Origin of the sequence: Halopseudomonas pelagia (genome assembly GCF_009497895.1) — a bacterium.
Lineage (GTDB): Bacteria > Pseudomonadota > Gammaproteobacteria > Pseudomonadales > Pseudomonadaceae > Halopseudomonas > Halopseudomonas pelagia_A.
On sequence record NZ_CP033116.1, the window covers coordinates 919,057 to 944,344 of the forward strand.

21 protein-coding genes and 2 tRNA genes are annotated in these 25,288 nt (G+C 58.3%); 20 read left to right on the forward strand and 3 right to left on the reverse strand.

Annotation, left to right across the window (positions count from 1 at the left end):
- Nucleotides 1-88: 88 nt before the first annotated feature.
- On the forward strand, nucleotides 89-496 hold the full coding sequence (fur, locus tag EAO82_RS04380) for a ferric iron uptake transcriptional regulator (protein WP_096344979.1): 408 nt from the start codon (nucleotides 89-91) through the stop codon (nucleotides 494-496).
- 20 nt (nucleotides 497-516) lie between these two features.
- On the opposite strand, the gene recN is transcribed toward fur, so the two are convergent.
- Nucleotides 517-2,187 (reverse strand): DNA repair protein RecN, encoded by a 1,671-nt coding sequence (gene recN, locus EAO82_RS04385; RefSeq protein ID WP_096344978.1) that lies wholly within the window; start codon nucleotides 2,185-2,187, stop codon nucleotides 517-519.
- Nucleotides 2,188-2,378: 191 nt separating this feature from the next.
- Between recN and grpE the strand changes: the two genes are divergently transcribed.
- From grpE to dapB, 4 genes are all read left to right on the forward strand, one after another.
- Complete coding sequence (grpE, locus tag EAO82_RS04390; protein ID WP_096344977.1) at nucleotides 2,379-2,957, forward strand: nucleotide exchange factor GrpE; 579 nt, start codon at nucleotides 2,379-2,381, stop codon at nucleotides 2,955-2,957.
- An 88-nt stretch (nucleotides 2,958-3,045) separates the two neighbouring features.
- The gene (gene dnaK, locus EAO82_RS04395; RefSeq protein ID WP_096344976.1) at nucleotides 3,046-4,968 is read left to right on the forward strand and encodes a molecular chaperone DnaK; all 1,923 of its coding nucleotides are present in this window, start codon (nucleotides 3,046-3,048) and stop codon (nucleotides 4,966-4,968) included.
- Between the two features lie 136 nt (nucleotides 4,969-5,104).
- Nucleotides 5,105-6,250 carry a molecular chaperone DnaJ gene (gene dnaJ / locus EAO82_RS04400; RefSeq protein WP_153274269.1) on the forward strand — a complete coding sequence of 382 codons (1,146 nt, stop codon included), beginning with the start codon at nucleotides 5,105-5,107 and terminating at the stop codon, nucleotides 6,248-6,250.
- A gap of 11 nt (nucleotides 6,251-6,261) precedes the next feature.
- Nucleotides 6,262-7,068: a 4-hydroxy-tetrahydrodipicolinate reductase gene (gene dapB / locus EAO82_RS04405; protein WP_096344974.1), complete on the forward strand. Its 807-nt coding sequence runs from the start codon at nucleotides 6,262-6,264 to the stop codon at nucleotides 7,066-7,068.
- Nucleotides 7,069-7,145: 77 nt separating this feature from the next.
- On the opposite strand, the gene EAO82_RS04410 is transcribed toward dapB, so the two are convergent.
- Complete coding sequence (locus tag EAO82_RS04410; protein ID WP_096344973.1) at nucleotides 7,146-7,904, reverse strand: hypothetical protein; 759 nt, start codon at nucleotides 7,902-7,904, stop codon at nucleotides 7,146-7,148.
- 370 nt (nucleotides 7,905-8,274) lie between these two features.
- Between EAO82_RS04410 and carA the strand changes: the two genes are divergently transcribed.
- The 4 genes from carA to EAO82_RS04430 are packed head-to-tail and all read left to right on the forward strand — an operon-like array spanning nucleotide 8,275 to nucleotide 13,579.
- Nucleotides 8,275-9,411 (forward strand): glutamine-hydrolyzing carbamoyl-phosphate synthase small subunit, encoded by a 1,137-nt coding sequence (gene carA / locus EAO82_RS04415; protein ID WP_096344972.1) that lies wholly within the window; start codon nucleotides 8,275-8,277, stop codon nucleotides 9,409-9,411.
- A gap of 33 nt (nucleotides 9,412-9,444) precedes the next feature.
- Nucleotides 9,445-12,660 (forward strand): carbamoyl-phosphate synthase large subunit, encoded by a 3,216-nt coding sequence (carB, locus tag EAO82_RS04420; protein ID WP_096344971.1) that lies wholly within the window; start codon nucleotides 9,445-9,447, stop codon nucleotides 12,658-12,660.
- On the forward strand, nucleotides 12,660-13,136 hold the full coding sequence (gene greA / locus EAO82_RS04425; RefSeq protein ID WP_096344970.1) for a transcription elongation factor GreA: 477 nt from the start codon (nucleotides 12,660-12,662) through the stop codon (nucleotides 13,134-13,136). The genes carB and greA overlap by 1 nt, the downstream gene beginning before the upstream one ends.
- A gap of 17 nt (nucleotides 13,137-13,153) precedes the next feature.
- A complete protein-coding gene (locus EAO82_RS04430) occupies nucleotides 13,154-13,579 on the forward strand; it encodes a DUF4149 domain-containing protein (RefSeq protein WP_174959092.1) in 426 nt (141 codons plus the stop codon).
- 5 nt (nucleotides 13,580-13,584) lie between these two features.
- Here the strand turns inward: EAO82_RS04430 and yhbY are convergent, their stop codons facing one another.
- A complete protein-coding gene (gene yhbY / locus EAO82_RS04435) occupies nucleotides 13,585-13,899 on the reverse strand; it encodes a ribosome assembly RNA-binding protein YhbY (RefSeq protein ID WP_096344969.1) in 315 nt (104 codons plus the stop codon).
- A 113-nt stretch (nucleotides 13,900-14,012) separates the two neighbouring features.
- Here yhbY and rlmE point away from each other — a divergent pair, with 113 nt between their 5' ends.
- The 11 genes from rlmE to infB all read left to right on the forward strand — a co-directional run bounded on the left by rlmE (nucleotide 14,013) and on the right by infB (nucleotide 25,258).
- Complete coding sequence (gene rlmE / locus EAO82_RS04440) at nucleotides 14,013-14,642, forward strand: 23S rRNA (uridine(2552)-2'-O)-methyltransferase RlmE (protein WP_096344993.1); 630 nt, start codon at nucleotides 14,013-14,015, stop codon at nucleotides 14,640-14,642.
- A 157-nt stretch (nucleotides 14,643-14,799) separates the two neighbouring features.
- Nucleotides 14,800-16,752 (forward strand): ATP-dependent zinc metalloprotease FtsH, encoded by a 1,953-nt coding sequence (gene ftsH, locus EAO82_RS04445; protein WP_096344968.1) that lies wholly within the window; start codon nucleotides 14,800-14,802, stop codon nucleotides 16,750-16,752.
- A gap of 5 nt (nucleotides 16,753-16,757) precedes the next feature.
- Entirely contained in the window at nucleotides 16,758-17,615 is an 858-nt protein-coding gene (folP, locus tag EAO82_RS04450) for a dihydropteroate synthase (protein ID WP_096344967.1), read from the forward strand.
- Nucleotides 17,616-17,671: 56 nt separating this feature from the next.
- Nucleotides 17,672-19,015 (forward strand): phosphoglucosamine mutase, encoded by a 1,344-nt coding sequence (glmM, locus tag EAO82_RS04455; RefSeq protein WP_096344966.1) that lies wholly within the window; start codon nucleotides 17,672-17,674, stop codon nucleotides 19,013-19,015.
- A gap of 66 nt (nucleotides 19,016-19,081) precedes the next feature.
- A complete protein-coding gene (gene tpiA, locus EAO82_RS04460; RefSeq protein WP_096344965.1) occupies nucleotides 19,082-19,840 on the forward strand; it encodes a triose-phosphate isomerase in 759 nt (252 codons plus the stop codon).
- Nucleotides 19,840-20,220, forward strand: coding sequence for a preprotein translocase subunit SecG (gene secG, locus EAO82_RS04465; RefSeq protein ID WP_096344964.1), 381 nt, complete (start codon nucleotides 19,840-19,842; stop codon nucleotides 20,218-20,220). Before tpiA ends, secG begins: the two co-directional genes overlap by 1 nt.
- A 12-nt stretch (nucleotides 20,221-20,232) precedes the next feature.
- Nucleotides 20,233-20,317: transfer RNA gene (locus tag EAO82_RS04470), tRNA-Leu, on the forward strand.
- A 101-nt stretch (nucleotides 20,318-20,418) separates the two neighbouring features.
- A tRNA-Met gene (locus EAO82_RS04475) sits at nucleotides 20,419-20,495 on the forward strand.
- A gap of 153 nt (nucleotides 20,496-20,648) precedes the next feature.
- Nucleotides 20,649-21,104, forward strand: a complete 456-nt coding sequence (gene rimP / locus EAO82_RS04480; protein WP_096344963.1) for a ribosome maturation factor RimP — start codon at nucleotides 20,649-20,651, stop codon at nucleotides 21,102-21,104.
- A gap of 52 nt (nucleotides 21,105-21,156) precedes the next feature.
- Nucleotides 21,157-22,638: a transcription termination factor NusA gene (nusA, locus tag EAO82_RS04485; RefSeq protein WP_096344962.1), complete on the forward strand. Its 1,482-nt coding sequence runs from the start codon at nucleotides 21,157-21,159 to the stop codon at nucleotides 22,636-22,638.
- A 61-nt stretch (nucleotides 22,639-22,699) separates the two neighbouring features.
- Complete coding sequence (gene infB / locus EAO82_RS04490; protein WP_096344961.1) at nucleotides 22,700-25,258, forward strand: translation initiation factor IF-2; 2,559 nt, start codon at nucleotides 22,700-22,702, stop codon at nucleotides 25,256-25,258.
- Nucleotides 25,259-25,288: the final 30 nt, after the last annotated feature.

The following is a 25,288-nucleotide window of genomic DNA, read 5'->3' on the forward strand; positions in this document are numbered from 1 at the left end:
TGGTAACATCCACTATCGTGAAATGGCTGAATGGCCCTGAATCATACCCGACAGATCCCGCCCTGCGAAGCGCTGAAGAGAAACTGACATGGTTGAGAATCAAGAACTTCGGAAAGCTGGCCTTAAGGTCACCCTGCCACGCGTCAAGATTTTGCAGATGCTGGACCACTCACCTGAGCGCCATATGAGCGCGGAAGACGTATACAAAGCCCTGATGGAAGCGGGTGAAGACGTCGGCCTGGCCACGGTATACCGCGTCTTGACGCAGTTTGAGTCGGCCGGCCTGGTTGTGCGCCACAACTTCGATGGCGGCCATGCCGTGTTCGAGTTGGCCGACGGCGAGCACCACGATCATATGGTCTGCGTTGACACCGGTGAGGTAATCGAATTCTTCGATGCCGAGATCGAGCGTCGCCAGCGCGAAATCGTCAAGGAACACGGTTTCGACATGGTTGATCACAATCTGGTGCTGTATGTGAAGAAAAAGGGCGCCTAAGCACCCTTTTCGTGTTCCAGCTATACCGCCGAGAGTAGCTTGCGCGCGTGCGCGAGCGACTCGTCGGTCAGATCGATACCTCCCAGCATCCGCGCAACTTCGTGCACCCGTCCATCCTTGTCCAGGTTGTCGATGCGAGTGCTGGTGGACTCCTTACCTTGCTCCTTGCGTACGAACAGATGCTGATGCCCTTGCGCCGCGACCTGTGGCAAGTGAGTCACCGTCAGCACCTGGCCGTGGCCGCCAAGTTGGCGTAGCAGGTTGCCGACGATCTCCGCGGTTGGTCCGCCGATGCCCACATCCACTTCATCGAATACCAACGTGGGCACCCGTGAGGTCTGCGCGGTAGATACCTGGATGCCCAGGCTGATCCGCGACAGTTCACCGCCGGAGGCCACTTTGGCCAGCGGTTTGGCTGGTTGGCCGGGGTTGGCGCTGACCAGCAGTTCGACGCTTTCCCGGCCGTGCGGCAGGCAGCTATGCGCTTCGTGGGTATTGAGCTGGACCTTGACCTGGCCGCCGGGCATACCCAATTGTTGAATCTCCCGCGTCACCGCCTCTTCCAGCTTGGTGGCGCCAGCCTGACGCTTGCCACTCAGCTCGTCTGCCAATTGCCGGTAGTGTTCGCGGTAGGCTTCCAGCTCCTCCGCCAGGCGCTCGGCATCAGCGTCCTGCTGCTGCATGCTTTCCAGTTCATCGATCAGTTGCTGCTGCAGTACGGGTAGTTGATCCGGATTGACCTTGTGCTTGCGCGCCAGGTCGTAAATGGCGCCCAGACGCTCTTCAACCTGTTGTTGGCGCTCGGGGTCGGCCTCGAAATGATCCAGATAACGCGTCAGCTCACCCACCGCCTCTTCAATCTGAATCTGCGCGCTGGCCAGCATGCCGTCGGCTTCTTCCAGGCTGTGATGGCTGCTGCGAAATGCCGCCAGCCGCTGCTGGCTGATGGTCAGCGCATGCAGCACGCTGCCGCTATCGTTCTCGCTGCACAGGTTGATCACATGCTGGCAGGACTGCATGATCTGCTCGGCGTTGGCCAACTGGCGTTGATCGTTTTCCAGCTCGTCCAGCTCGCCTTCCTGCAGGCTCAGGTTGTCCAGTTCCTCCAGTTGATAGGTCAGCAGTTGCAGGCGCGAAGTCTGCTCATTACCTTTTTCGCTGGCCTGTTTCAGTGCCTGTTCGGTCTGCTTGCAGCGCTGCGCGGCCAGTTGCACCTGGCGGGCGAGGTCGGTACTGCCGGTGTAATCGTCCAGCAGGCGGCGATGGGTGTCGGGCTTGAGCAGTGACTGGTGTTCATGCTGGCTGTGAATGTCGATGAGCATTTCGCCCAGCGCTTTCAGATCCTGCTGCGGGCAGGGGCTGCCATTAATATAGCCACGCGAGCGACCCTCGGCGGTAATCACCCGGCGCAGAATCACCTGCTGGTCCGCGCTGTTCAGGTCGCGTTCATCCAGCCAGGCCTGGGCTTCAGGGATCTGACTGATATCAAAGGTGGCGAGAATATCCGCCTTGTCGGTACCCGGACGCACGGCACCGCTGTCGGCGCGGTCGCCCAGAGTCAGTGCCAGAGCATCCAGCATGATCGACTTGCCAGCGCCGGTTTCCCCGGTGATGACCGTCATACCGCTGCTTAGCTCCAGTTCCAGGTGATCGACGATGGCGTAATTGTTCACCGCAAGATGTACCAGCATGGCCGCGCTCCCGTTTTCAGTCTGGTTATTTATACAGTAGTTTGGCTTTTGTTCACAAGAGCCCGGAATTTGCGATTTTTCTGAACTCTGGTTTTTCCAACCCTTGAAGCCTGATTTAAAGACCCCATATAAGGTGCAGACATTGATCAACAGGGCGGCATGCCGCCTGATTGCTAGAACAGGAGACACAGATGGCAGACGAACAGAGACAGGATCCGGCCACCGATGAGTTGGCTGAAGATGCGTTGGACACCGTGGTAACTGACGATCTGGCAGCGCAGGTTGCCAGCCTCGAAGAGCAGTTGGCGGCCGCGCAGGATCAAGCTCTGCGGGCAGCTGCCGATGTGCAGAACGCCCGCCGCCGCGCGGAGCAGGAAGTGGAAAAGGCGCACAAGTTTGCCCTTGAGCGTTTCGCCAATGAGCTGCTGCCGGTGGTTGACAGCCTTGAGCGCGGCATGGAGTTGTCCGATGCCAGCGACCCGGCAATCAAACCCATGCGCGATGGCATGGATCTGACCCTGAAGCTGTTTGCCGAAACCCTAGCGCGCTTCCAGATCGTTCCGGTCGAGCCGCATGGCGAGCCCTTCAATCCGGAACTGCATCAGGCGATGGCCATGGAGGAACGCGATAGCGTCGAACCCAATACCGTTATTCGCGTATTCCAAAAGGGCTACACCATCAATGGTCGTCTGTTGCGCCCGGCCATGGTCGTGGTCAGCAAGACCCCGACAGACAAGCCGGCGTCTCCATCGATTGATGAGCAGGCTTGAAATAAATTCCACTGCCCCCATTAAGGGTGCATGAACAGACTAACCCGTGCCGCCGGTTATCCGCGGCAAGTTTAATCGGAGAATAGATATGGGCAAGATTATCGGTATCGACCTGGGGACTACCAACTCCTGCGTTGCAATCATGGAAAATGGCGTTGCCAAAGTCATCGAGAACGCTGAGGGCGCTCGCACCACTCCTTCGATCGTGGCCTACACCGGCGACGGCGAAACGCTGGTCGGCCAGTCCGCCAAGCGTCAATCGGTGACCAACCCGCAGAACACCTTGAACGCGGTCAAGCGTCTGATCGGCCGTCGTTTCGAAGAAGAAGTGGTCCAGAAAGATATCAAGCTGGTCCCTTACAAGATCGTCAAGGCTGACAATGGTGATGCCTGGGTCGAAGTGAAGGGCGAGAAAATGGCACCTCCGCAGATTTCTGCCGAAGTGCTGAAAAAAATGAAGAAGACTGCCGAGGATTACCTGGGCGAGGCTGTGACTGAAGCGGTTATCACCGTACCGGCCTACTTCAACGACAGCCAGCGTCAGGCGACCAAAGACGCCGGCCGTATCGCTGGTCTGGACGTCAAGCGGATCATCAACGAGCCGACTGCTGCCGCGCTGGCCTACGGTATGGATAAATCCCGTGGCGACTCCACCATCGTCGTATACGACCTGGGTGGCGGTACCTTCGACGTCTCCGTGATCGAAATTGCCGAAGTTGATGGCGAGCACCAGTTTGAAGTGTTGGCCACCAACGGTGACACCTTCCTGGGTGGCGAAGATTTCGACATGCGTCTGATCGATTACCTGGCAGACGAATTCAAGAAAGAAAATGGCATTGACCTGCACACCGATCCGTTGGCATTGCAGCGGCTGAAAGAGGCGGCGGAGAAGGCCAAGATCGAGCTGTCTTCCAGTAGCCAGACTGACGTCAACCTGCCGTACATTACTGCCGACTCCACAGGCCCCAAGCACCTGCAGGTCAAGGTCACCCGTGCCAAGCTGGAATCGCTGGTTGAAGAGCTGATCAAGCGCAGTATCGAGCCTTGCCGCGTAGCCATGAAAGACGCTGGTCTGGACGTGTCCGAGATCAACGAAGTGATTCTGGTTGGTGGTCAGACGCGTATGCCGCTGGTGCAGAAGACCGTTGCTGACTTCTTCGGCAAAGAGCCACGCAAAGACGTGAACCCCGATGAAGCAGTCGCCGTTGGCGCAGCGATTCAGGGTGCGGTACTCGCCGGTGACGTAAAAGACGTGTTGCTGCTCGACGTATCGCCGCTGTCTCTGGGTATCGAAACCATGGGTGGCGTGATGACCACCCTGATCGAGAAAAACACCACCATCCCGACCAAGAAGTCGCAGGTGTTCTCGACTGCCGACGACAACCAGACTGCCGTGACCATTCACGTGCTGCAGGGTGAGCGTAAGCAGGCCGGGCAGAACAAGTCGTTGGGTCGTTTCGATCTGGCCGATATTCCGCCAGCCCCACGCGGTGTGCCGCAGGTTGAAGTGAGCTTTGACATCGACGCCAACGGTATCCTTAACGTGTCTGCGAAAGACAAGGCAACCGGCAAGCAACAGTCGATCATCATCAAGGCCTCTTCCGGTCTGAGCGATGAAGAGATCGACAACATGGTGCGTGATGCCGAAGCCAACGCCGAGGAAGATCGCAAGTTCGAAGAGCTGGTAACCACCCGTAACCAGGCAGATCAGCTGGTCCACGCTACCCGCAAGACCTTGACTGAAGCTGGCGACAAGGCCACTGAGGAAGAGAAAACCGCAATCGAGACCGCTTTGGCGAATCTGGAAGCGGCGATCAAAACCGACGACAAGGCCGACATCGAAGCCAAGATCACGGCGCTGTCTGAAGCATCCGGTCCGCTGGTGCAGAAGATGTACGCCGAGCAGGCGCAGCCAGGCCAAGGTGGTCCGGATGCCCAGGCTGATGGTCAGCAGGAAGCGGGCGACGACGTTGTCGATGCCGAGTTCGAAGAGGTTAAGGACAACAAGTAAGCTCCTGACTCATCGGCAGTTACAGGCGCCTTGATGCGCCTGTAACCGACCATTACCAGGCAACGCGGGAGCTATTCCCGCGTTGCCGTTTGTGTAACAGGGGCAGGCAAGCGTCCCGGTAAAGGAAATCTGAACGATGGCCAAGCGTGATTTTTATGAGGTGCTGGGTGTCGAACGCGGCGCTAGCGAAGCGGAGCTGAAAAAAGCCTACCGTCGTCTGGCAATGAAGTATCACCCGGACCGTAACCCGGATGACGAAAGCGCGATCGAGAAGTTCAAGGAGGCCAACGAGGCCTACGAAGTACTGACCGACGCCCAGAAACGCGCAGCCTACGACCAGTACGGGCATGCCGGGGTTGACCCGAATATGGGCGGCGGCGCCGGTGGTGCCGGATTCGGTGGTGGCAATTTCTCGGATATTTTCGGTGATGTATTCGGCGATATCTTTGGTGGCGGCGGCGGTGGTCGCGGCGGCCGTTCCAGTGTGCAGCGCGGCAGTGATTTGCGTTACACCCTGGAGTTGGATCTGGAAGAGGCGGTGCGTGGCACCACCGTGACCATTCGTGTGCCGACGCTGGCCGCGTGCGGTACCTGTGATGGCTCCGGCGCCAAGAAGGGCACCACGCCAGTGACCTGTACCACCTGTGGTGGCCATGGTCAGGTACGCATGCAACAGGGTTTCTTCTCCGTGCAGCAGACCTGTCCTCGTTGCCACGGTACCGGCAAGATGATCACCGATCCCTGCAATACCTGTCACGGCCATGGCCGGGTGGAAGAGCAGAAGACCCTGTCGGTCAAAGTACCGGCCGGTGTGGATACCGGTGACCGCATTCGTCTGGCCGGCGAAGGTGAGGCGGGTGTGCACGGTGGCCCTGCAGGCGATCTTTACGTTGTGGTCTCGGTGCGTGAGCACAAGATATTCCAGCGCGATGGCAAGAACCTGTTCTGTGAAGTGCCGATCAGCTTTGCTGATGCCGCGCTGGGTGGCGAGCTGGAAGTGCCCACGCTGGATGGCCGGGTCAAACTGAAGATTCCGGATGGCGCTCAGACCGGCAAGCTGTTCCGCTTGCGTGGCAAAGGTGTAACGCCCGTGCGCGGTGGTTCTGCGGGCGACCTGTTGTGCAAGGTCGTAGTGGAGACGCCGGTCAATCTGACCAAGCGTCAGCGCGAGCTGATTCAGGAGCTGCGTGAAACGCTGCAGGAAGAGGGTTCCAATCAGTCGCCGCGAGCTGAGAGCTGGTTTGACGGGGTGAAGAACTTCTTTGAAGACATGAAATTCTGAGCGGAGTCAGCATGAGAAGAATAGCCGTGATTGGCGCCGCCGGGCGCATGGGCAAAACGCTGATCGAGGCGGTAAGCCAGACCCCCGGCGCGCAGCTGACCGCCGCCATCGAGCGACCGGAGAGCTCTCTGGTCGGGGCCGATGCTGGCGAGTTGGCCGGTATCGGGCGCAATGGCATCAAGGTCAGAGGTAGCCTGCGTGAGGTGCTCGACGATTTTGATGTGTTGATCGATTTCACCCATCCGACCACTACGCTGGTCAATCTGGCGCTCTGCCGGGCCGCTGGCAAGGCGCTGGTCATTGGTACCACCGGTTTCAGTGATGACGAAAAGCGTTTGCTGCTCGATGCCGGTCAGGATGTACCGATTGTCTTCGCGCCGAACTTCAGTGTTGGCGTAAACCTGTGCCTTAAGCTGTTGGATATGACGGCCCGGGTGATGGGTGATGATGCGGATATCGAGATCATCGAAGCGCATCACCGGCACAAGGTTGATGCGCCATCAGGTACCGCGCTGCGCATGGGCGAGGTCGTAGCCGATGCGTTGGGTCGTGACCTGAGCAAGGTGGCGGTATATGGTCGCGAAGGTCAGACCGGCGCCCGCGAGCGCGATACCATTGGCTTTGCCACGGTGCGGGCGGGGGATGTGGTCGGTGATCACACGGTATTGTTCGCCACCGAAGGTGAGCGCGTGGAAATCACCCATAAGGCCTCCAGTCGCATGACCTTTGCCAAGGGCGCCGTGCGCTCTGCGCTATGGCTGGATGCTCGCGCTCCCGGGCTTTATGACATGCAGGATGTGCTGTCGCTGAAGGATTGAGCTGGCGGTAAGTGTCATCTGCAAAACAAAAAGGGCGGCGAGCCAGAGGTTCGCCGCCCTTTTTTTCTGGCTGTTGTTCAGGCGCCGCTGCGTGCTACGTCGCGAGCCATGTTGTTCAGTGTTTGCACATTGCGCTGTAGATAGAAGGCGGCAATGGTCGGCACCCAGTCTGATAACGGATTCTTCAGGCGAGGCTGGATAAATTCATATTGCTTGTCCAGGCGCGAGAAGGTTTCGCTCTGATCCGGATAGATCCCTTTGAGCTCAGCGGAGCGAGCCAGAATGCTGGCATCGAGAATATCGAACAGGCCTTCCTGGTTTTCCAGAAAATACACCCCCACCGAACTGAACATGTTGTTCTGGTACAACATCAGGATCTGGCTGGTTTCCAGGCTCTGCTTGTGCAGTGCCAGCAAATCCTCGGGCATATCTGCAGCTGCTGCTTCGTAGGCGCTGGCGGCGGCGGCATCGAAGGCACCATGGGCCTGCATGATCCGGTTCACCGTGGCCAGATTGTAGTGGGCTTCTTCATCTCCGAGGGCTTCCAGTTCGCGAATCAACAGTTGGAAGTTGGCAAATGGAGTGGTCAATTCAGAGGGGTTGCCGAGTTGCTGCAGCAGCTGGCTCATGGTCGCGAGCGCGCGGTTGTACTCTTCGCGGTTGCCCGGTTCGCGGACGCGTTCGAACAGATTATTGTCAATCAACAGGTAGGTGCCCGCCGTATAGCCTTCGCTGCGCAGCTCGTGCAGTGTTTGCAGTCGCTGTACGTCGGCGTGAGCCATGGGTGCCAAGCATAGCAATATCAGCACTAGGAAGCGTTTCAGGTGCAATACCATGATCTAGTCCCCGAATCCTTTTTTGTTTTTGTGTGCTGACGTCTATCAGGCCAACTCCTGGGCCGGCTATGCCGGTACGGGGTCAGGTCGGATCTTGCCAGCTTCCGTATTCCAACGGCTGTTTTATCACAAATGTCTCGACATATGAAACATAGTGGCATTTGTGTTGTCTCCGTGCTCTTCCGCTGGTCTGCTCTCGCCGGTTATTGGTCTGGATATTTTGGGGTCAAGCCGTTACAATTGCGCGCTAATCTGTCTATTCAGCGCGCATCTGACAATGCCTTGCAGCGGGATGAAGTGTTAAGCACCTCATTCCCGCTTTTGTGCAGCCCGCGTTTGGTAAAATCTGTCAGTCCTATCGGAGGTTTTCTTGTCCAAGCCAGCCATTCTCGCCCTTGCCGACGGAAGCATCTTCCGTGGTGAGGCCATCGGCGCCGACGGTTCCAGTGTCGGTGAGGTCGTTTTCAATACGGCCATGACCGGTTATCAGGAGATCCTCACCGATCCGTCCTACGCCCGCCAAATCGTTACGCTGACCTACCCGCACATTGGTAACACCGGCATCACGCCGGAAGATGCCGAGTCTGATCGTGTGCAGGCCGCCGGTCTGGTAATCCGGGATCTGCCGCTGATGGCCAGCAGCTGGCGCAGCAAGCAGCCGCTGGATGCCTACCTGCGCGACAACAATATTGTCGCGATTGCCGGCATTGATACGCGCCGCCTGACGCGCATTCTGCGCGAGAAAGGCTCGCAGAATGGCTGCATCCTCGCCGGTGACAACATCACCGATGAGCAGGCGCTGGAGCTGGCGCGCAGCTTCCCCGGCCTCAAGGGCATGGATCTGGCCAAGGAGGTCAGCGTCAAGCAGAGCTACCAGTGGCGTTCCAGCGTCTGGGATCTGGCGACTGACAGCCACCCGGAAATCGCCGATGCGGATTTGCCCTATCACGTGGTCGCCTTCGATTACGGCGTCAAGTTCAACATCCTGCGCATGCTGGTTGCGCGCGGCTGCCGCCTGACCGTAGTGCCAGCGCAGACGCCGGCCTCTGAAGTGCTGGCGATGGAGCCCGATGGCGTGTTCCTGGCCAACGGCCCGGGTGACCCGGAGCCTTGCGATTACGCCATACAAGCGATTCGCGAAGTGCTGGAAACCGAGATTCCGGTGTTTGGTATCTGCCTGGGTCACCAGTTGCTGGCACTGGCCTCTGGCGCCAAGACGGTGAAGATGGGTCACGGCCACCACGGCGCCAACCACCCGGTACAGGATCTGGATACTGGCGTGGTGATGATCACCAGCCAGAACCACGGCTTCGCGGTGGACGAAGCGTCGCTGCCGGACAACCTGCGGATCACGCACAAATCGCTGTTCGACGGCACATTGCAAGGTATCGAGCGTACCGACAAAGCGGCCTTCAGCTTCCAGGGTCACCCGGAAGCGAGCCCCGGCCCGCACGATGTCGAGCCGCTGTTTGACCGTTTCATCGAGGCCATGGCGAAAAGCCGTTGAGCCGCCGGTACACCCAAGGATTTGTAGACGACTATGCCAAAACGTACAGACATTAAAAGTATTCTGATCCTCGGCGCCGGCCCTATCGTGATTGGCCAGGCCTGCGAATTCGACTACTCCGGTGCCCAGGCCTGCAAGGCGCTGAAGGAAGAGGGGTTCCGCGTCATTCTGGTGAACTCCAACCCGGCCACGATCATGACCGACCCGTCCATGGCTGATGCGACCTATATCGAGCCGATCAAATGGCAGACGGTCGAGAAGATCATCGCCAAGGAGCGTCCCGATGCCGTACTGCCGACCATGGGTGGGCAGACCGCGCTGAACTGTGCGCTGGACCTGGAAAAGCACGGCGTACTGGAAAAATACAACGTCGAAATGATCGGCGCCAATGCCGACACCATCGACAAAGCCGAAGACCGTTCGCGCTTCGACAAGGCGATGAAGTCTATCGGCCTGGCCTGCCCGGTATCGGGTATCGCCCATGACATGCAAGAGGCCTACAAGGTACTCGATCAGGTCGGTTTCCCGTGCATCATTCGCCCCTCGTTCACCATGGGTGGCACTGGCGGCGGTATTGCGTACAACCGCGAAGAGTTCGAAGAAATCTGCAACCGCGGTCTGGATCTGTCGCCAACCAAGGAACTGTTGATCGACGAGTCGCTGATCGGCTGGAAAGAGTACGAGATGGAAGTGGTCCGCGACAAAAAGGACAACTGCATCATCGTCTGCTCGATCGAGAACTTCGATCCCATGGGCGTGCACACCGGTGACTCCATCACCGTCGCACCCGCCCAGACGCTGACCGACAAGGAATACCAGATCATGCGTAACGCCTCCTTGGCGGTACTGCGAGAGATCGGCGTGGAAACGGGTGGCTCCAACGTGCAGTTCGGTATCAATCCGGTCGATGGCCGTATGGTCGTGATCGAGATGAACCCGCGGGTTTCTCGTAGCTCGGCGCTGGCTTCCAAGGCCACCGGTTTTCCGATTGCCAAGATCGCTGCCAAGCTGGCGGTGGGTTACACCCTGGACGAGCTGCAGAACGATATTACCGGCGGCCGCACGCCTGCGTCTTTCGAGCCGTCGATCGATTACGTGGTGACCAAGATCCCGCGTTTCGCCTTCGAGAAATTCCCCAGCGCCGATGCGCGCCTGACCACGCAGATGAAATCGGTAGGCGAGGTCATGGCCATCGGTCGCACCTTCCAGGAATCCTTGCAGAAAGCTCTGCGCGGTCTGGAAGTCGGCGTTAGTGGCCTGGATCCCAAGCTGGACATGGCAGCGACCGATGCCAAAACCGATCTGATCCGCGAGCTGACGGTGCCCGGTGCGGATCGCATCTGGTATGTCGCCGATGCCTTCCGCTTCGGCATGAGCATGGAGCAGATCTTTGATCTGACCAAGATTGATCCCTGGTTCCTGGTGCAGATCGAAGATCTGATCAAGGATGAGGAGCGGATCAAGACCCTGGGGCTGGTAGATGTTGACCGCGATCTGATGTTTCGTCTCAAGCGCAAGGGCTTCTCGGATATCCGTCTCGCGGATCTGCTCAGCGTCAGTGAAAAGACCCTGCGCAGCCTGCGGCACAAGCTCAAGGTCTACCCGGTGTACAAGCGGGTGGATACCTGCGCCGCCGAGTTCGCCACCGACACGGCCTATATGTACTCGACCTATGAAGAAGAGTGCGAAGCCAACCCCAGTAGCCGCGACAAGATCATGGTGCTGGGCGGTGGTCCGAACCGGATTGGCCAGGGTATCGAGTTCGACTACTGCTGCGTGCACGCGGCATTGGCCATGCGCGAAGACGGTTACGAGACCATCATGGTCAACTGCAACCCGGAAACCGTCTCCACCGATTACGACACCTCTGACCGCCTGTATTTCGAGCCGGTGACCCTGGAAGACGTCTTGGAAATCGTCCGCGTCGAGCAGCCCAAGGGTGTGATCGTGCAATACGGCGGCCAGACTCCGCTGAAGCTGGCGCGTGCGTTGGAAGAAGCTGGTGTGCCGATTATCGGTACCAGCCCGGAAGCCATCGACCGCGCGGAAGACCGTGAGCGCTTCCAGCAGATGGTTGAGCGCCTGAACCTGCGTCAGCCGCCGAATGCGACTGTGCGTAGCGAAGAGGAAGCCATCCGCGCTGCCGGCAAGATCGGTTACCCGCTGGTGGTACGTCCGTCCTACGTACTGGGCGGTCGGGCGATGGAAATCGTTTACCAGGAAGAAGAGCTCAAGCGCTACCTGCGCGACGCGGTGAAAGTCTCCAATGACAGCCCAGTGCTGCTGGATCACTTCCTCAACTGCGCCATTGAAGTGGATATCGACGCGGTCTGTGACGGTACCGATGTGGTTATCGGCGCGATCATGCAGCATATCGAACAGGCAGGCGTGCACTCCGGTGACTCCGCCTGCTCGCTGCCGCCGTACTCGCTGCCGGCCAATATTCAGGACGAGATCCGCGATCAGGTCGCCAGAATGGCGCTGGAGCTGGGTGTGGTCGGTTTGATGAACGTGCAAATGGCAGTGCAGGGCGAGACCATCTATATCATCGAGGTTAACCCGCGCGCGTCACGTACCGTGCCCTTCGTCTCCAAGTGCATTGGTCAGTCACTGGCCAAGATTGCCGCGCGGGTCATGGCTGGCAAGACACTCAAGGAAGTCGGCTTTACCAAAGAAGTGGTGCCGACCTACTACAGCGTCAAGGAAGCGGTATTCCCGTTCGCCAAGTTCCCTGGCGTCGACCCGATCCTGGGGCCAGAAATGAAATCCACCGGTGAAGTCATGGGCGTGGGCGACAGCTTCGCCGAAGCCTTCGCCAAAGCCATGGTGGGTGCCGGTGAAACGTTGCCAAATGGCGGCTGCGCCTTTATCAGTGTGCGTGAAGACGACAAGCCCTATGTGGTTGACGTCGCTCGCGCGCTGATCGATCTGGGTTTTGAAGTGGTCGCCACCAGCGGCACGGCCAAAGTGATTGAGGCAGCCAACCTCAAGGTGCGCCGCGTCAACAAGGTTACCGAAGGGCGTCCGCATATTGTCGACATGATCAAGAATGACGAGATCAGCCTGGTGATCAATACCACCGAAGGTCGACAGTCCATGGCGGACTCCTACTCCATTCGTCGCAATGCATTGCAGCACAAGGTCACCTCCACCACGACGTTGGCGGGTGGCGAGGCTATCTGCATGGCATTGAAATTCGGTCCGGAAAAAACGGTTCGCCGTCTCCAGGACCTGCACGCAGGAATCTGATTATGAAATATCCAATGACCAAACAGGGCGCAGAAGCCCTGGAAGCCGAACTCAAGCATCTGAAAAGCGTGATGCGCCCGCAGATTACCCAGGCTATCGCCGAAGCGCGTGAACTGGGTGACCTGAAGGAAAATGCCGAATACCATGCTGCGCGCGAGCAGCAAGGCATGGTTGAAGCGCGCATTCGTGATATCGAAGGCCGTCTGGGCAATGCCCAGGTGATCGACGTTGCTACCTTGCCGCGCACCGGCAAGGTGTTCTTCGGTACCACAGTTGAGATCGTTAACGTCGATACCGACGAGTCGGTCAGTTATCAGATCGTCGGTGACGACGAGGCCGACATCAAGATCAACAAGATCTCTGTCAGCTCGCCGATTGCCCGTGCGTTGATCGGCAAGGAAGAGGGCGATATCGTCGCCGTGAAAACCCCGGGCGGCGTGGTCGAGTACGAGATCGTCGAGGTTGCGCACAAGTGAGCAGCCCGCTTACGCCGATGCCTCCAGCCTCCGGGCTGCGTGGCGGGCGTATTGCCTGGCAACTGACGCTGACCCTGTGGGTTGGTGGCGTCTGGATGCTGCATTTTGTGCTGTTGCCGGCACTCCAGCAGTTCGGTCTGGCGCCGCTGCTGATCGACGAGCTGGCCAATTATATGCGGCCATTGATGATGGGCTTCGCTGGCGTATGTGCGGCGTTGCAGTTGTTGGTGGTGTGGGCAGCGCTGGGGCAGGGTCTGGGACACGGTTTGGCGCGAGATCTGCGTGCGCAACTACTGGCGCTGGTCATTCTGGGAGTAGCTGGCTTCTTTGCAGTCGCGGTTATGCCCAATGGCGCCTATCTGCAGTTATTCGCCTATCTGGTGGTGGCTTTTGCCGGACTGATTCTGGTGCTGCAGCCGCGCCCGGATGAAGCCGGGCGCTAGGTCGCTCACATATCCTTGAAGCGGGTCAGGTTCGACAGATTGGGGTTGGCCTTCTTGTTCTTGCGCAGCAAAATGACCATCTTGCCGATCACCTGCACCAATTCGGCACCACTGGCCTTGCAAACCTGCTCTACCAAGGCTTTCTTGGTGTCACGGTCAGCTACGCTGATACGGATCTTGATCAGTTCATGATCATCCAGCGCGCGATTCAGCTCAGACAACACGCCTTCGCTGGCGCCCTGATCGCTGACGATGACCACCGGCTTGAGGTGATGGCCAATACGTTTGTAGTCTTTCTTCTGAGCTGAGCTGAGGGTCATAATGATCTGTATGCTTACCGAAATGGAAATGAAGTAACTAATGTCGTGCCTGCCAGTCTGGCAGTGCTGAGCACAGTTTAACAGGCGGCGCGTTCCGCTGCATGGGGTATTCCGTGGCACAATCGAAGACCAGCAAAGGCTGGTTGAAAGAACATTTCGACGATCCCTTTGTCAAACAGGCACAGAAGGATGGTTATCGGTCCCGGGCCAGCTACAAGCTGCTGGAGATTCAGGAAAAGGACCGGCTGCTCAAGCCCGGCATGACAGTCCTGGATCTGGGCTCGGCGCCTGGGGGGTGGTCGCAGGTCGCCAGTCGCTTGATTGGCGAGAAGGGCACCATTATTGCCTCGGACATCCTGATGATGGATAGCATCCCCGATGTGACCTTCATTCAGGGCGACTTTACCGAAGACGGCGTATTTGAAGCGATTCTTGCAGCCATTGATAATCAGCCGGTAGACCTTGTTATTTCCGATATGGCCCCCAACATGAGTGGTACACCGGAAATAGATCAGCCTGGGGCGATCTACCTTTGCGAGCTGGCGCTGGATATGGCCGAGAAGGTGCTCAAGCCGGGTGGTGATTTCCTGATCAAGGTGTTCCACGGTGAAGGTTTTGACGCGTATCACAAGCTGGCACGCAGCCGTTTTGACAAGATGGTCACCCGCAAGCCAGATGCATCACGCGGCCGCTCCCGCGAAACCTACTTGCTGGGCAAGGGGTTCAAGGGCGCAACGAATTGATCGAGCCTTGCTAATCCGGGGTTCGGCGACATAGTGCGTTACATTGGTTTCACTGCAGCACTGAGTGAATCTGGTGTAAGGTAATTAGAGTTTTATTAGACTCAGCTAGGCCTGACCTGCATGGGCAGTCAGGCAAGAGGGTAGCGATTTGAATGACATGGCGAAGAACCTCATTCTGTGGCTGATCATTGCCGCCGTTCTGGTAACGGTAATGAACAACTTCAGCGGTCCCGCAGAGACGACCAACAACCTCAACTACTCGCAATTTCTGGAGCTGGTCAGGGATCGTCAGGTAGAGCGGGTCACCGTTGACGGGTTCGAGATCACCGGCAAGAGTGTTGACGGCAACACCTTCAAGACCGTGCGTCCGGCGATTCAGGACAACGGTCTGATCGGTGATCTGCTGGACAACGAAGTGATCATCGAGGGTAAGCAGCCGGAGCAGCAGAGCATCTGGACCCAGTTGCTGATTGCCAGTTTCCCGATCCTGATCATTATTGCCATCTTTATGTTCTTCATGCGCCAGATGCAGGGCGGAGCGGGTGGCCGTGGCGGCCCGATGAGCTTTGGCAAGAGCAAGGCACGGATGCTCTCTGAAGATCAGGTCAAGACTACCTTTGCCGACGTTGCCGGTTGCGATGAGGCCAAAGAAGAAGTCAGCGAGCTAGTTGAGTTTTTGCGCGATCCGGGCAAGTTTCAGCGTCTGGGCGGTCACATTCCGCGCGGCGTGTTGATGGTCGGTCAGCCGGGTACGGGTAAAACGCTGTTGGCCAAAGCGGTTGCCGGTGAAGCCAAGGTGCCGTTCTTTACCATCTCCGGTTCCGACTTCGTCGAAATGTTCGTCGGTGTGGGTGCCAGTCGCGTACGTGACATGTTTGACCAGGCCAAGAAGCACGCTCCGTGCATTATCTTTATCGACGAGATTGATGCGGTCGGTCGCCACCGTGGTTCGGGAATGGGCGGCGGTCATGACGAGCGCGAGCAGACCCTGAACCAATTGCTGGTTGAGATGGACGGCTTTGAAGCCAACGACGGCATTATCGTTGTGGCTGCAACCAACCGCCCTGACGTGCTTGACCCTGCGCTGCTGCGTCCAGGCCGTTTCGACCGCCAGGTTGTGGTCGGTCTGCCAGACATCCGCGGCCGTGAGCAGATCCTCAAGGTGCACATGCGTAAAGTGCCGCTGGGTGATGACGTGGTGCCGGGCAACATTGCCCGTGGTACACCCGGTTTCTCCGGTGCTGATCTGGCCAACCTGGTCAACGAGGCCTCGCTGTTTGCTGCGCGGTTCGGCAAGCGCCTGGTAGAGATGAAAGAATTCGAAATGGCTAAAGACAAGATCATGATGGGCGCCGAGCGCAAATCCATGGTCATGTCCGACAAGGAAAAGCTCAACACCGCTTATCACGAGTCGGGTCACGCGATTGTTGGTCGTCTGGTGCCTGAACACGATCCGGTCTACAAGGTCTCGATCATCCCCCGTGGACGCGCCCTGGGTGTGACCATGTTCCTGCCGGAAGAGGATCGTTACAGTCTGTCCAAGCGTGCGCTGATCAGCCAGATCTGCTCGTTGTTCGGTGGCCGTATTGCCGAAGAAATGACGCTGGGCTTTGATGGTGTCACTACCGGCGCGTCCAACGACATCATGCGTGCCACGCAGCTGGCCAAGAACATGGTTACCAAGTGGGGTCTGTCCGAGAAGCTCGGTCCGCTCATGTATGGCGAAGACGAGGAGCAGGGCTATCTGGGTCGTGGCGGCGGTGGTCAGGCGTCAGGTGTATCCGGTGAGACTGCCAAGCTGATCGACCAGGAGGTGCGCAGCATCATTGACGGTTGTTATGCGACAGCGCAGCAGCTGCTCAAGGATAACCGCGACAAGCTGGACTTGATGGCCGAAGCCTTGATGAAGTACGAAACCATCGATGCTGACCAGATCAACGATATCATGACCGGTATCCCGGCCCGTGAGCCAAAGGACTGGGGCAAGGACGACAAGCCTGGCCCAGGCGCAGCGGCCAAGCCCGAACCGGATGACAGCATTGATGTCGCCGGTGACGGCAAGTCAGACGACGATAGCAGCACTGTCAGCGGTCCGGCCAGCGGGCACTGATCTGAATGAGCGCTACTGACCATGGTTCCCGGTTGCCTTGCGGCGATCGGGAGCTTGATCTGTCCCGTACCCATGTCATGGGTATTCTCAATACCACTCCCGATTCCTTTTCCGACGGCGGCCAGTATCAGCAACTGGATGCGGCGCTGCGGCATGTCGAGCGTATGCTCGAAGAAGGCGCCACGCTGATTGATGTCGGCGGCGAGTCCACGCGCCCTGGCGCTGATCCAGTGTCTGTCGATCAGGAATTGCAGCGCGTGGTGCCGGTGGTGGAAGCCATCAAGGCGCGCTTCGATACCATCGTTTCGATTGATACCAGCACACCTGAAGTAATGCGCGAGAGTGCTGCCGTGGGTGCCGGTCTGATCAACGATGTGCGCGCGCTGTTGCGCCCCGGAGCGTTGCAGGCTGCCGCGCAAAGTGGCTTGCCGGTGTGCCTGATGCATATGCGCGGCGATCCTAAACACATGCAGGACGCCCCGCGTTACGAATCCATACTGAACGAGGTCGGGCGCTTTCTCAGCGAACGTGTTGAGGCCTGCGAGCAGGCAGGTATTGCTCGGGAAAAGTTGCTGCTGGATCCCGGCTTTGGCTTTGGCAAGACGCTGGAGCATAACCTCGAACTCTTCGCCCAGATGCATCTGCTGCAGCCCCAGGGTTTGCCGTTATTAGTCGGCGTATCGCGCAAAAGCATGATCGGCCAATTGCTGCAGCGGCCAGTGGAAGAGCGTCTGGCTGGTGGTCTGGCGCTTACGTCCTTGGCGGTCGCCCGGGGCGCGCGTATCATCAGAGCCCATGACGTGGCGGCCACCGTGGATGCGGTGCGCATGACCGAGGCGGTGCTGGCGGCAGCGCAGCGCTAACCGGCAATCTGCTGCAATAACATACATACACCCGCTCTTATTCCAGGATTCTTCAGATGGACAAAAGGTATTTCGGCACGGATGGCATTCGCGGTCAGGTGGGTACTCACCCAATTACACCTGAATTTGTACTCAAGCTCGGCTGGGCGGTCGGTACTGCCTTTCGCAAGCAGGGCGTTTGCCGCGTGATGATAGGTAAAGACACGCGCATCTCCGGCTACATGTTCGAGTCGGCGCTGGAAGCCGGCTTGTCCGCTGCCGGCGCTCACGTACAGCTGCTCGGCCCGATGCCCACGCCAGCGATTGCCTACCTGACGCGCACCTTTCAGGCTGATGCCGGTATAGTGATCAGCGCCTCGCACAACCCTTTTTATGACAACGGCATCAAGTTCTTCTCGGCTGATGGCAGCAAGCTGCCCGACAGCCTGGAGCTGGAAATCGAGCGCCTGGTTGATGAACCGATGGTGGTGGTGGATTCGGCCTCGCTGGGCAAGGTATTCCGCGTTGAGGATGCCTCCGGCCGCTATATCGAATTCTGCAAGAGCAGCGTGCCGACCAGCACCAGTTTCAAAGGTATGAAGATCATCCTCGACTGCGCCAATGGCGCTACCTATAAGGTTGCGCCCAATGTGTTCCGTGAGCTGGGTGCTGACGTTGCCGTGATCGGCGCTACCCCGGACGGCCTGAATATCAATGACAGGGTCGGCTCCACTGACCTGACCGCCCTGCGCGAGCAGGTGCTGGCCAAGGGCGCAGACCTGGGTATTGCGCTGGATGGCGATGGCGACCGGGTATTGATGGTTGATCACCTGGGCAACGAAGTGGATGGCGACGAGTTGCTGTTCATCATGGCCATGGAGTTGCAGGAACGTGGCCAGCTGCGCGGCGGTGTAGTGGGTACGCAGATGAGCAATCTGGGTCTCGAGCTGGCGCTGCAGGAGAAGGGTATCGAGTTCGTCCGTGCCAAGGTCGGCGACCGTTATGTAATGGCTGAGCTGCGTCAGCGCGACTGGGTGTTGGGCGGCGAAGCCTCTGGGCATCTGGTTTGCCTGCATCACTCCAGCACTGGCGACGGCATCATTGCCGCGCTGCAGGTGCTCAAAGCGTTGCAGCGTTCTGGCCTGTCGCTGGCAGAAGCGCGCCAGGGTATGCATAAATGCCCGCAGGTATTGATCAACGTGCGCTACCAGCGCGGCAGTGAGTCGCCGCTGGACGACACTACGCTTCAGGCCGCGGTAAAAGAGTCCGAGCAGCGCCTGGGTCATACCGGCCGCGTATTGCTCAGGCTTTCGGGCACTGAGCCAGTATTGCGGGTCATGGTAGAAGGGCAGGACGCCAAGCAGGTGTCCGCTGAAGCCAATGGCCTGGCAGCACAGGTCCGCGCACTGTTCGCCGATTAAAAAGGCAGTTGTGTCACTCGGGCAACTTGGTTAAGATTGGCGCCCGCTTGAGCTGAGAGGTTAGGCATGCGTCGCCCGCTAGTCGCCGGTAACTGGAAAATGCACGGTACTCGGCAATCCGTTGACAGCCTTTTGAAAGGGCTTAATCAGCAGGACTGGCCAGAGGGTGTGGATGTCATGATTGCCCCGCCGGCACTGTATATTCAGCAGTGCCACGCGAGTCTGATCAAGTCGCCTGTGTATATCGGTGCTCAAAGCTGCGCTTCCCAGGCCGAGCCGGGTGCGTTAACGGGTGAAATTTCCCCGGCGCAATTGCGTGACGCAGGATGTGAATATGTACTCGTAGGGCATTCCGAGCGGCGTAGTCTGTTCGGTGAAACCGATGAGGTGGTACGCAAGAAGTTTGCCGCAGCACTGGCCTGCGGATTGCGTCCGGTGCTCTGTGTTGGTGAAACGCGCGAACAGCGCGACGCCGGCCTGACCGCCGAGGTGGTGGGTACTCAGTTGCAGGTTATTCTTGACGCCTTTGGTGTCGGTGGTTTGGCTCAAGGCGTGGTCGCTTATGAGCCGGTCTGGGCAATCGGTACCGGCTTGACAGCCGATCCGGAGCAAGCCCAGGATGTGCACGCCATGATTCGCGCTCGGCTGGCCATCATGGATGACGAGCAGGCCCAGCTGGTACAGATTGTTTACGGTGGCAGCGTCAAGGCCGATAACGCCGAAGACCTTTTTGCCATGCCGGATATCGATGGGGGGCTGGTAGGTGGTGCCTCCCTCAATGCAGATGAATTTGGCGCGATCGCACGTGCCGCGGGACGAGTGTAATGATTGAAACCGTAGTCATAGTTGTTCACCTGATGGTCGCCATCGGTCTGGTCGGGCTGGTCCTGATCCAGCAGGGTAAGGGTGCCGAAACAGGTGCATCCTTTGGTTCCGGTGCGTCTGGTACTGTGTTTGGCAGCCAGGGTTCGGCTACCTTTCTCAGCCGCCTGACGGCGATCCTGGCCACGGTGTTCTTTGTTACTTCCCTGGGTCTGGCGTATTACGCAAGTCACCATTCGGATGAAATTCGCGATGCAGGTTTGCCGGAGCCGGCTCTGCAAACAGCGCCAGTAGCACCGGCGGCGAGTGAAGATGTACCAGTTCTTGAAGAAGAGCTGACTCCTCAGGCCCCTGCAGCAGATGATGTACCTGCGGCAGAATAAGCCAACAGTTTTGCGGAAGTGGTGGAATTGGTAGACACGCTATCTTGAGGGGGTAGTGCCTTAGGGTGTATGGGTTCGAGTCCCATCTTCCGCACCAATCAAACAGGGCCTGCATTTGCAGGCCCTGCTGTTTTCAGGGCTGAGTGCGCTGGTTGTCTTGTCAGGCTTCCAAGCGTATAATCATCGCCCTAGATTCGACGCGGGGTGGAGCAGTCTGGTAGCTCGTCGGGCTCATAACCCGAAGGTCGTAGGTTCAAATCCTGCCCCCGCAACCAGTTTAAAGCCCCTTTTCAGGGGCTTTTTGTTAGCTGTCCTGTTCAATGACGGACGCTGTAGACAGGATGGGCTTAGTGCCCATTTTTTATTTGTGAAAGTTTTCAAGACCTTAGTGGTTTTCAATACTTTCAAGACTATGCGAGGCGGTAAATTTGTCCGGCAAATTGACTGAGTTGGAGGCCATGGTGGTCCCGATTGTCGAAGCCTTGGGCTATCGTTGTTGGGGCATCGAGTATTTGTCTCAAGGGCGACACACCCTGCTGCGGGTTTATATCGACCATGACGACGGTATCAGCGTGGAAGCCTGCGCGGAAGTCAGCCGGCAAGTAAGTGCCGTACTCGATGTGGAAGACCCTATTACTGGCGACTACACCCTGGAGGTCTCATCCCCGGGTATGGATCGGCCGTTATTTACACTTGAGCAGTTTGCCGATCATGTCGGCGAGCAGGCCAAGATCAGATTGCGCGTCCCTTATGAAGGGCGGCGGAATTTTCAAGGTGTCATCCGTGGAGTCGAAGGCGACGAGATCATACTGCAGGTAGATGAGCACGAATATCTGCTGCCGATCGACAGCATCGACAAGAGCAATATTATTCCGCGGTTTTGAGCATTATTTCGGGCTCTATGGCCCCAATGGATGGCGTTAGGCGAGGCATACGATGAGCAAAGAAGTGCTGCTGGTTGTGGAATCCGTTTCCAATGAAAAGGGCGTACCGCCCGATGTGATTTTTGAAGCATTGGAACTGGCATTGGCCACAGCGACAAAGAAGCGTTATGAAGACGAGGTTGATGTGCGTGTGGCAATCGATCGCCACACCGGCAACTATGAAAGCTTCATGCGCTGGACTGTGGTCGCTGATGAGGATTTCGAAGAGCCGGGTATGCAGCTGACGCTGGACCAGGCCCAGGAGCGCGATGCCGCGCTGAAGATCGGCGACGTGGTCGAAGACAAGATCGATTCTGTCGAATTCGGCCGTATTGCTGCGCAGATCGCCAAGCAGGTGATCGTCCAGAAGGTCCGTGAAGCAGAGCGCGCCCAGGTGGTTGACGCTTACCGTGACCGCCTTGGCGAAATCATCAGCGGCACCGTGAAGAAAGTTACCCGCGACAGCGTCATCGTCGACCTGGGTAACAACGCCGAAGCCGTATTGCCGCGCGAAGAAATGATCCCGCGTGAAACTTTCCGTACCGGCACGCGCATCCGTGCGCTGCTCAAGGATATCCGCACCGAGAACCGCGGTCCGCAGCTGGTGCTGTCGCGCAGCTGTCCGGAAATGATCATTGAGCTGTTCCGCATTGAAGTGCCGGAAATCGCCGAAGAGCTGATCGAAGTCATGGGTGCTGCCCGTGATCCGGGTTCACGCGCCAAGATCGCCGTGCGCTCCAAAGACAAGCGTATCGACCCGCAGGGTGCCTGTATCGGCATGCGCGGTTCACGCGTTCAGGCCGTTTCCGGTGAGCTGGGTGGCGAGCGGGTCGACATCGTATTGTGGGACGACAACTTCGCCCAGTTCGTGATCAACGCCATGGCCCCGGCTGAAGTTGCTTCGATCATCCTTGATGAAGACACGCACACCATCGATATCGCCGTCGCTGAGGACAACCTGGCACAAGCCATTGGCCGCAGCGGTCAGAACGTTCGTCTGGCCAGCATGCTGACCGGCTGGACTCTGAATGTGATGACCGAAGACGACATCCGCGCCAAGCAGGAAGCCGAAACCGGCGACATCCTGCGGACCTTCATCGCCGAACTGGACGTTGAAGAAGATCTGGCGCAGTTGCTGGTAGAAGAAGGCTTCACTTCCCTGGAAGAGATTGCCTACGTACCGATGGAAGAAATGCTGGCGATCGACGGCTTTGACGAAGACATCGTCAACGAGCTGCGTTCGCGTGCCAAGGACCTGCTGTTGACCAAGGCCCTGGCCAGTGAAGAGAAGTTGGATGAAGTACAGCCGGCTGACGACCTGTTGAACATGGAAGGTATGGATCGCGCCCTGGCATTTCATCTGGCCGCCAAAGGCATTATCACCATGGAAGATCTGGCAGAGCAGTCAATTGACGAGCTGCTGGATATCGAAAATATAGATGAAGAACGTGCCGGCGCTTTGATTATGGCTGCCCGCGCACCCTGGTTTGAATAACCGGTCGGCATAGCAAGCCCACCCTGCGATAACGCAGGGCCCCGACTGAGGAGAGAGTTGAATGGCGGAAGTAACGGTCAAAGATTTAGCGCAGGTAGTAGGCACGCCTCTGGAGCGCCTGCTGCAGCAGATGCAGGAAGCCGGTTTGCCCCAAACCAGCGCGGAACAGCGCGTCAGTGATGACGAAAAGCAGAAACTGCTGGCGTTCCTGAAGAATTCTCATGGCGGTGATTCGGCTCCGTCCGAACCACGCAAGATCACGCTCAAGCGCAAAACCGTCAGCACCTTGAAGGTCGCTGGCAGCAAGACGGTCAATGTCGAAGTGCGCAAGAAGAAGACTTACGTCAAGCGCGATCCGGCCGAGCTGGAAGCAGAACGCGTTCGTGAAGTAGACGAGCAGCAGGCTGCTGAAGATGTACGCAAGGCTGCAGTTGAAGCCCAGCGCAAAGCTGAAGAAGAAGCCCGCAAGGCAGCCGAAACAGCCGCCGCAGCCAAGGCTGAAACGCCCGCCGCCGCATCAGCCGGAGCCCCAGCAGCTGCCGAAGCAGCGCCTGCGCCGGCTCCTGCAGCCCCTGCACCCGCTCCAGCGCCTGAAGTGCAGGCCGCGCCGACTGTTATCGCGCCGCCCGCCGACAAGCCCGACCATTCCAAGAAGAAAGACGCGCATCGCAAGCCGACCCGCGCCGAGGAAGAGGAAGAGCGCAGCCGCAAGCGCGCCGGTGGTCATGCAGGGAAAGGCCGCAACGCCACCCGCACCGGTAGCGATGATGACGAGGCCATGGCCCGTCGCCGTGGCGGTGGTGGCAAGCTCAAGGCGAACAAAAAACGTAATCAGCACGGCTTCGAGAAGCCGACAGGACCTCTAGTGCGTGAAGTGGTAATTGGCGAGACCATCACTGTGGCCGAACTGGCGCAGAAGATGTCGATCAAGGCAGCAGAAGTCATCAAGTACATGTTCAAGTCCGGCAACATGGTGACTATCAACCAGGTACTGGATCAGGACACCGCCAGCATCATTGCTGAAGACATGGGCCACAAGGTCAAGCAGATCAGTGACAACGATCTGGAAGACGCATTGGTATCCGCGTCCCAGGCGCATGAAGGCGAAATGGTCAACCGGGCACCTGTGGTAACCGTCATGGGTCACGTTGACCATGGCAAGACCTCGCTGCTTGACTATATTCGCCGTGCCAAGGTTGCCTCCGGCGAAGCCGGTGGTATTACCCAGCACATCGGTGCCTACCACGTAGAAACCGAACGCGGCATGGTCACCTTCCTCGACACCCCCGGCCACGCAGCGTTTACCGCCATGCGTGCCCGTGGTGCCAAGGCCACTGACATCGTGATTCTGGTAGTAGCAGCGGACGACGGCGTGATGCCGCAGACCGAAGAAGCCGTGGCACACGCCAAGGCTGCCGGCGTGCCGCTGGTAGTTGCCATCAACAAGATCGACAAGGAAGATGCCGATCTCGACCGTATCAAGAACGGCCTGGCGGCGCTCAATGTGATTCCGGAAGAGTGGGGCGGTGACACCATGTTCATGCCCGTATCGGCCAAGGCTGGTACCGGTATTGATGAACTGCTCGAAGCGGTACTGCTGCAGGCCGAAGTACTTGAACTGCAAGCGCAGCCGTCCGTTCCGGGCCGCGGTGTTGTGGTTGAGTCGCGTCTGGACAAGGGTCGTGGCCCGGTTGCTACCGTACTGGTTCAGAACGGTACCCTGCGTCAGGGCGACATCGTTCTGGCCGGCGTCAACTATGGCCGCGTACGTGCCATGTATGACGAAAACGGCAAGCCGATCAAGGAAGCTGGCCCGTCCATCCCAGTCGAGATTCTCGGCCTGGACGGCACGCCGGATGCTGGCGACGAGCTGACCGTAGTGACCGACGAGAAGAAAGCCCGTGAAGTGGCCTTGTTCCGTCAGGGCAAGTTCCGCGAAATCAAGCTGGCCCGTCAGCAGTCCTCCAAACTGGAGAACATGTTCGACAACCTCGGTCAGGACGAGAAGAAGACCCTCAACATCGTACTCAAGTCCGATGTACGTGGTTCTCTGGAAGCGCTGCAGAGTTCACTCAGCGAGCTGGGTAACGAAGAAGTCCAGGTCAAGATCATCTCCGGCGGTGTCGGCGGGATCACCGAGACCGACGTCAACCTGGCGCTGGCTTCCAACGCCGTGGTTTTCGGCTTCAACGTCCGTGCCGACGCAACAGCGCGCAAGATCGTTGAAACCGAAGGTCTAGATCTGCGCTACTACAGCGTGATCTACGAGATCATCGACGACGTGAAAAAGGCCCTCGGTGGTATGCTTGGCAGCGACGTTCGCGAGCAGATCCTCGGCGTGGCCGAAGTACGCGACGTGTTCCGCTCGCCCAAGTTTGGCGACGTGGCAGGCTGTATGGTCATTGAAGGCACCATCCACCGTAACCGTCCGATCCGCGTATTGCGCCAGGACGTGGTCATCTATGAAGGCGAGCTGGAATCCCTGCGTCGCTTCAAGGATGACGTCGCCGAAGTGCGTAATGGCATGGAGTGCGGTGTCGGTGTGAAGAACTACAATGACGTTAAACCCGGTGACCGTATCGAAGTATTCGAGCGTATCCAGGTACAGCGCAGTCTGTAACCGCCTTTAGCGGCGTCACACGGCAGGTTC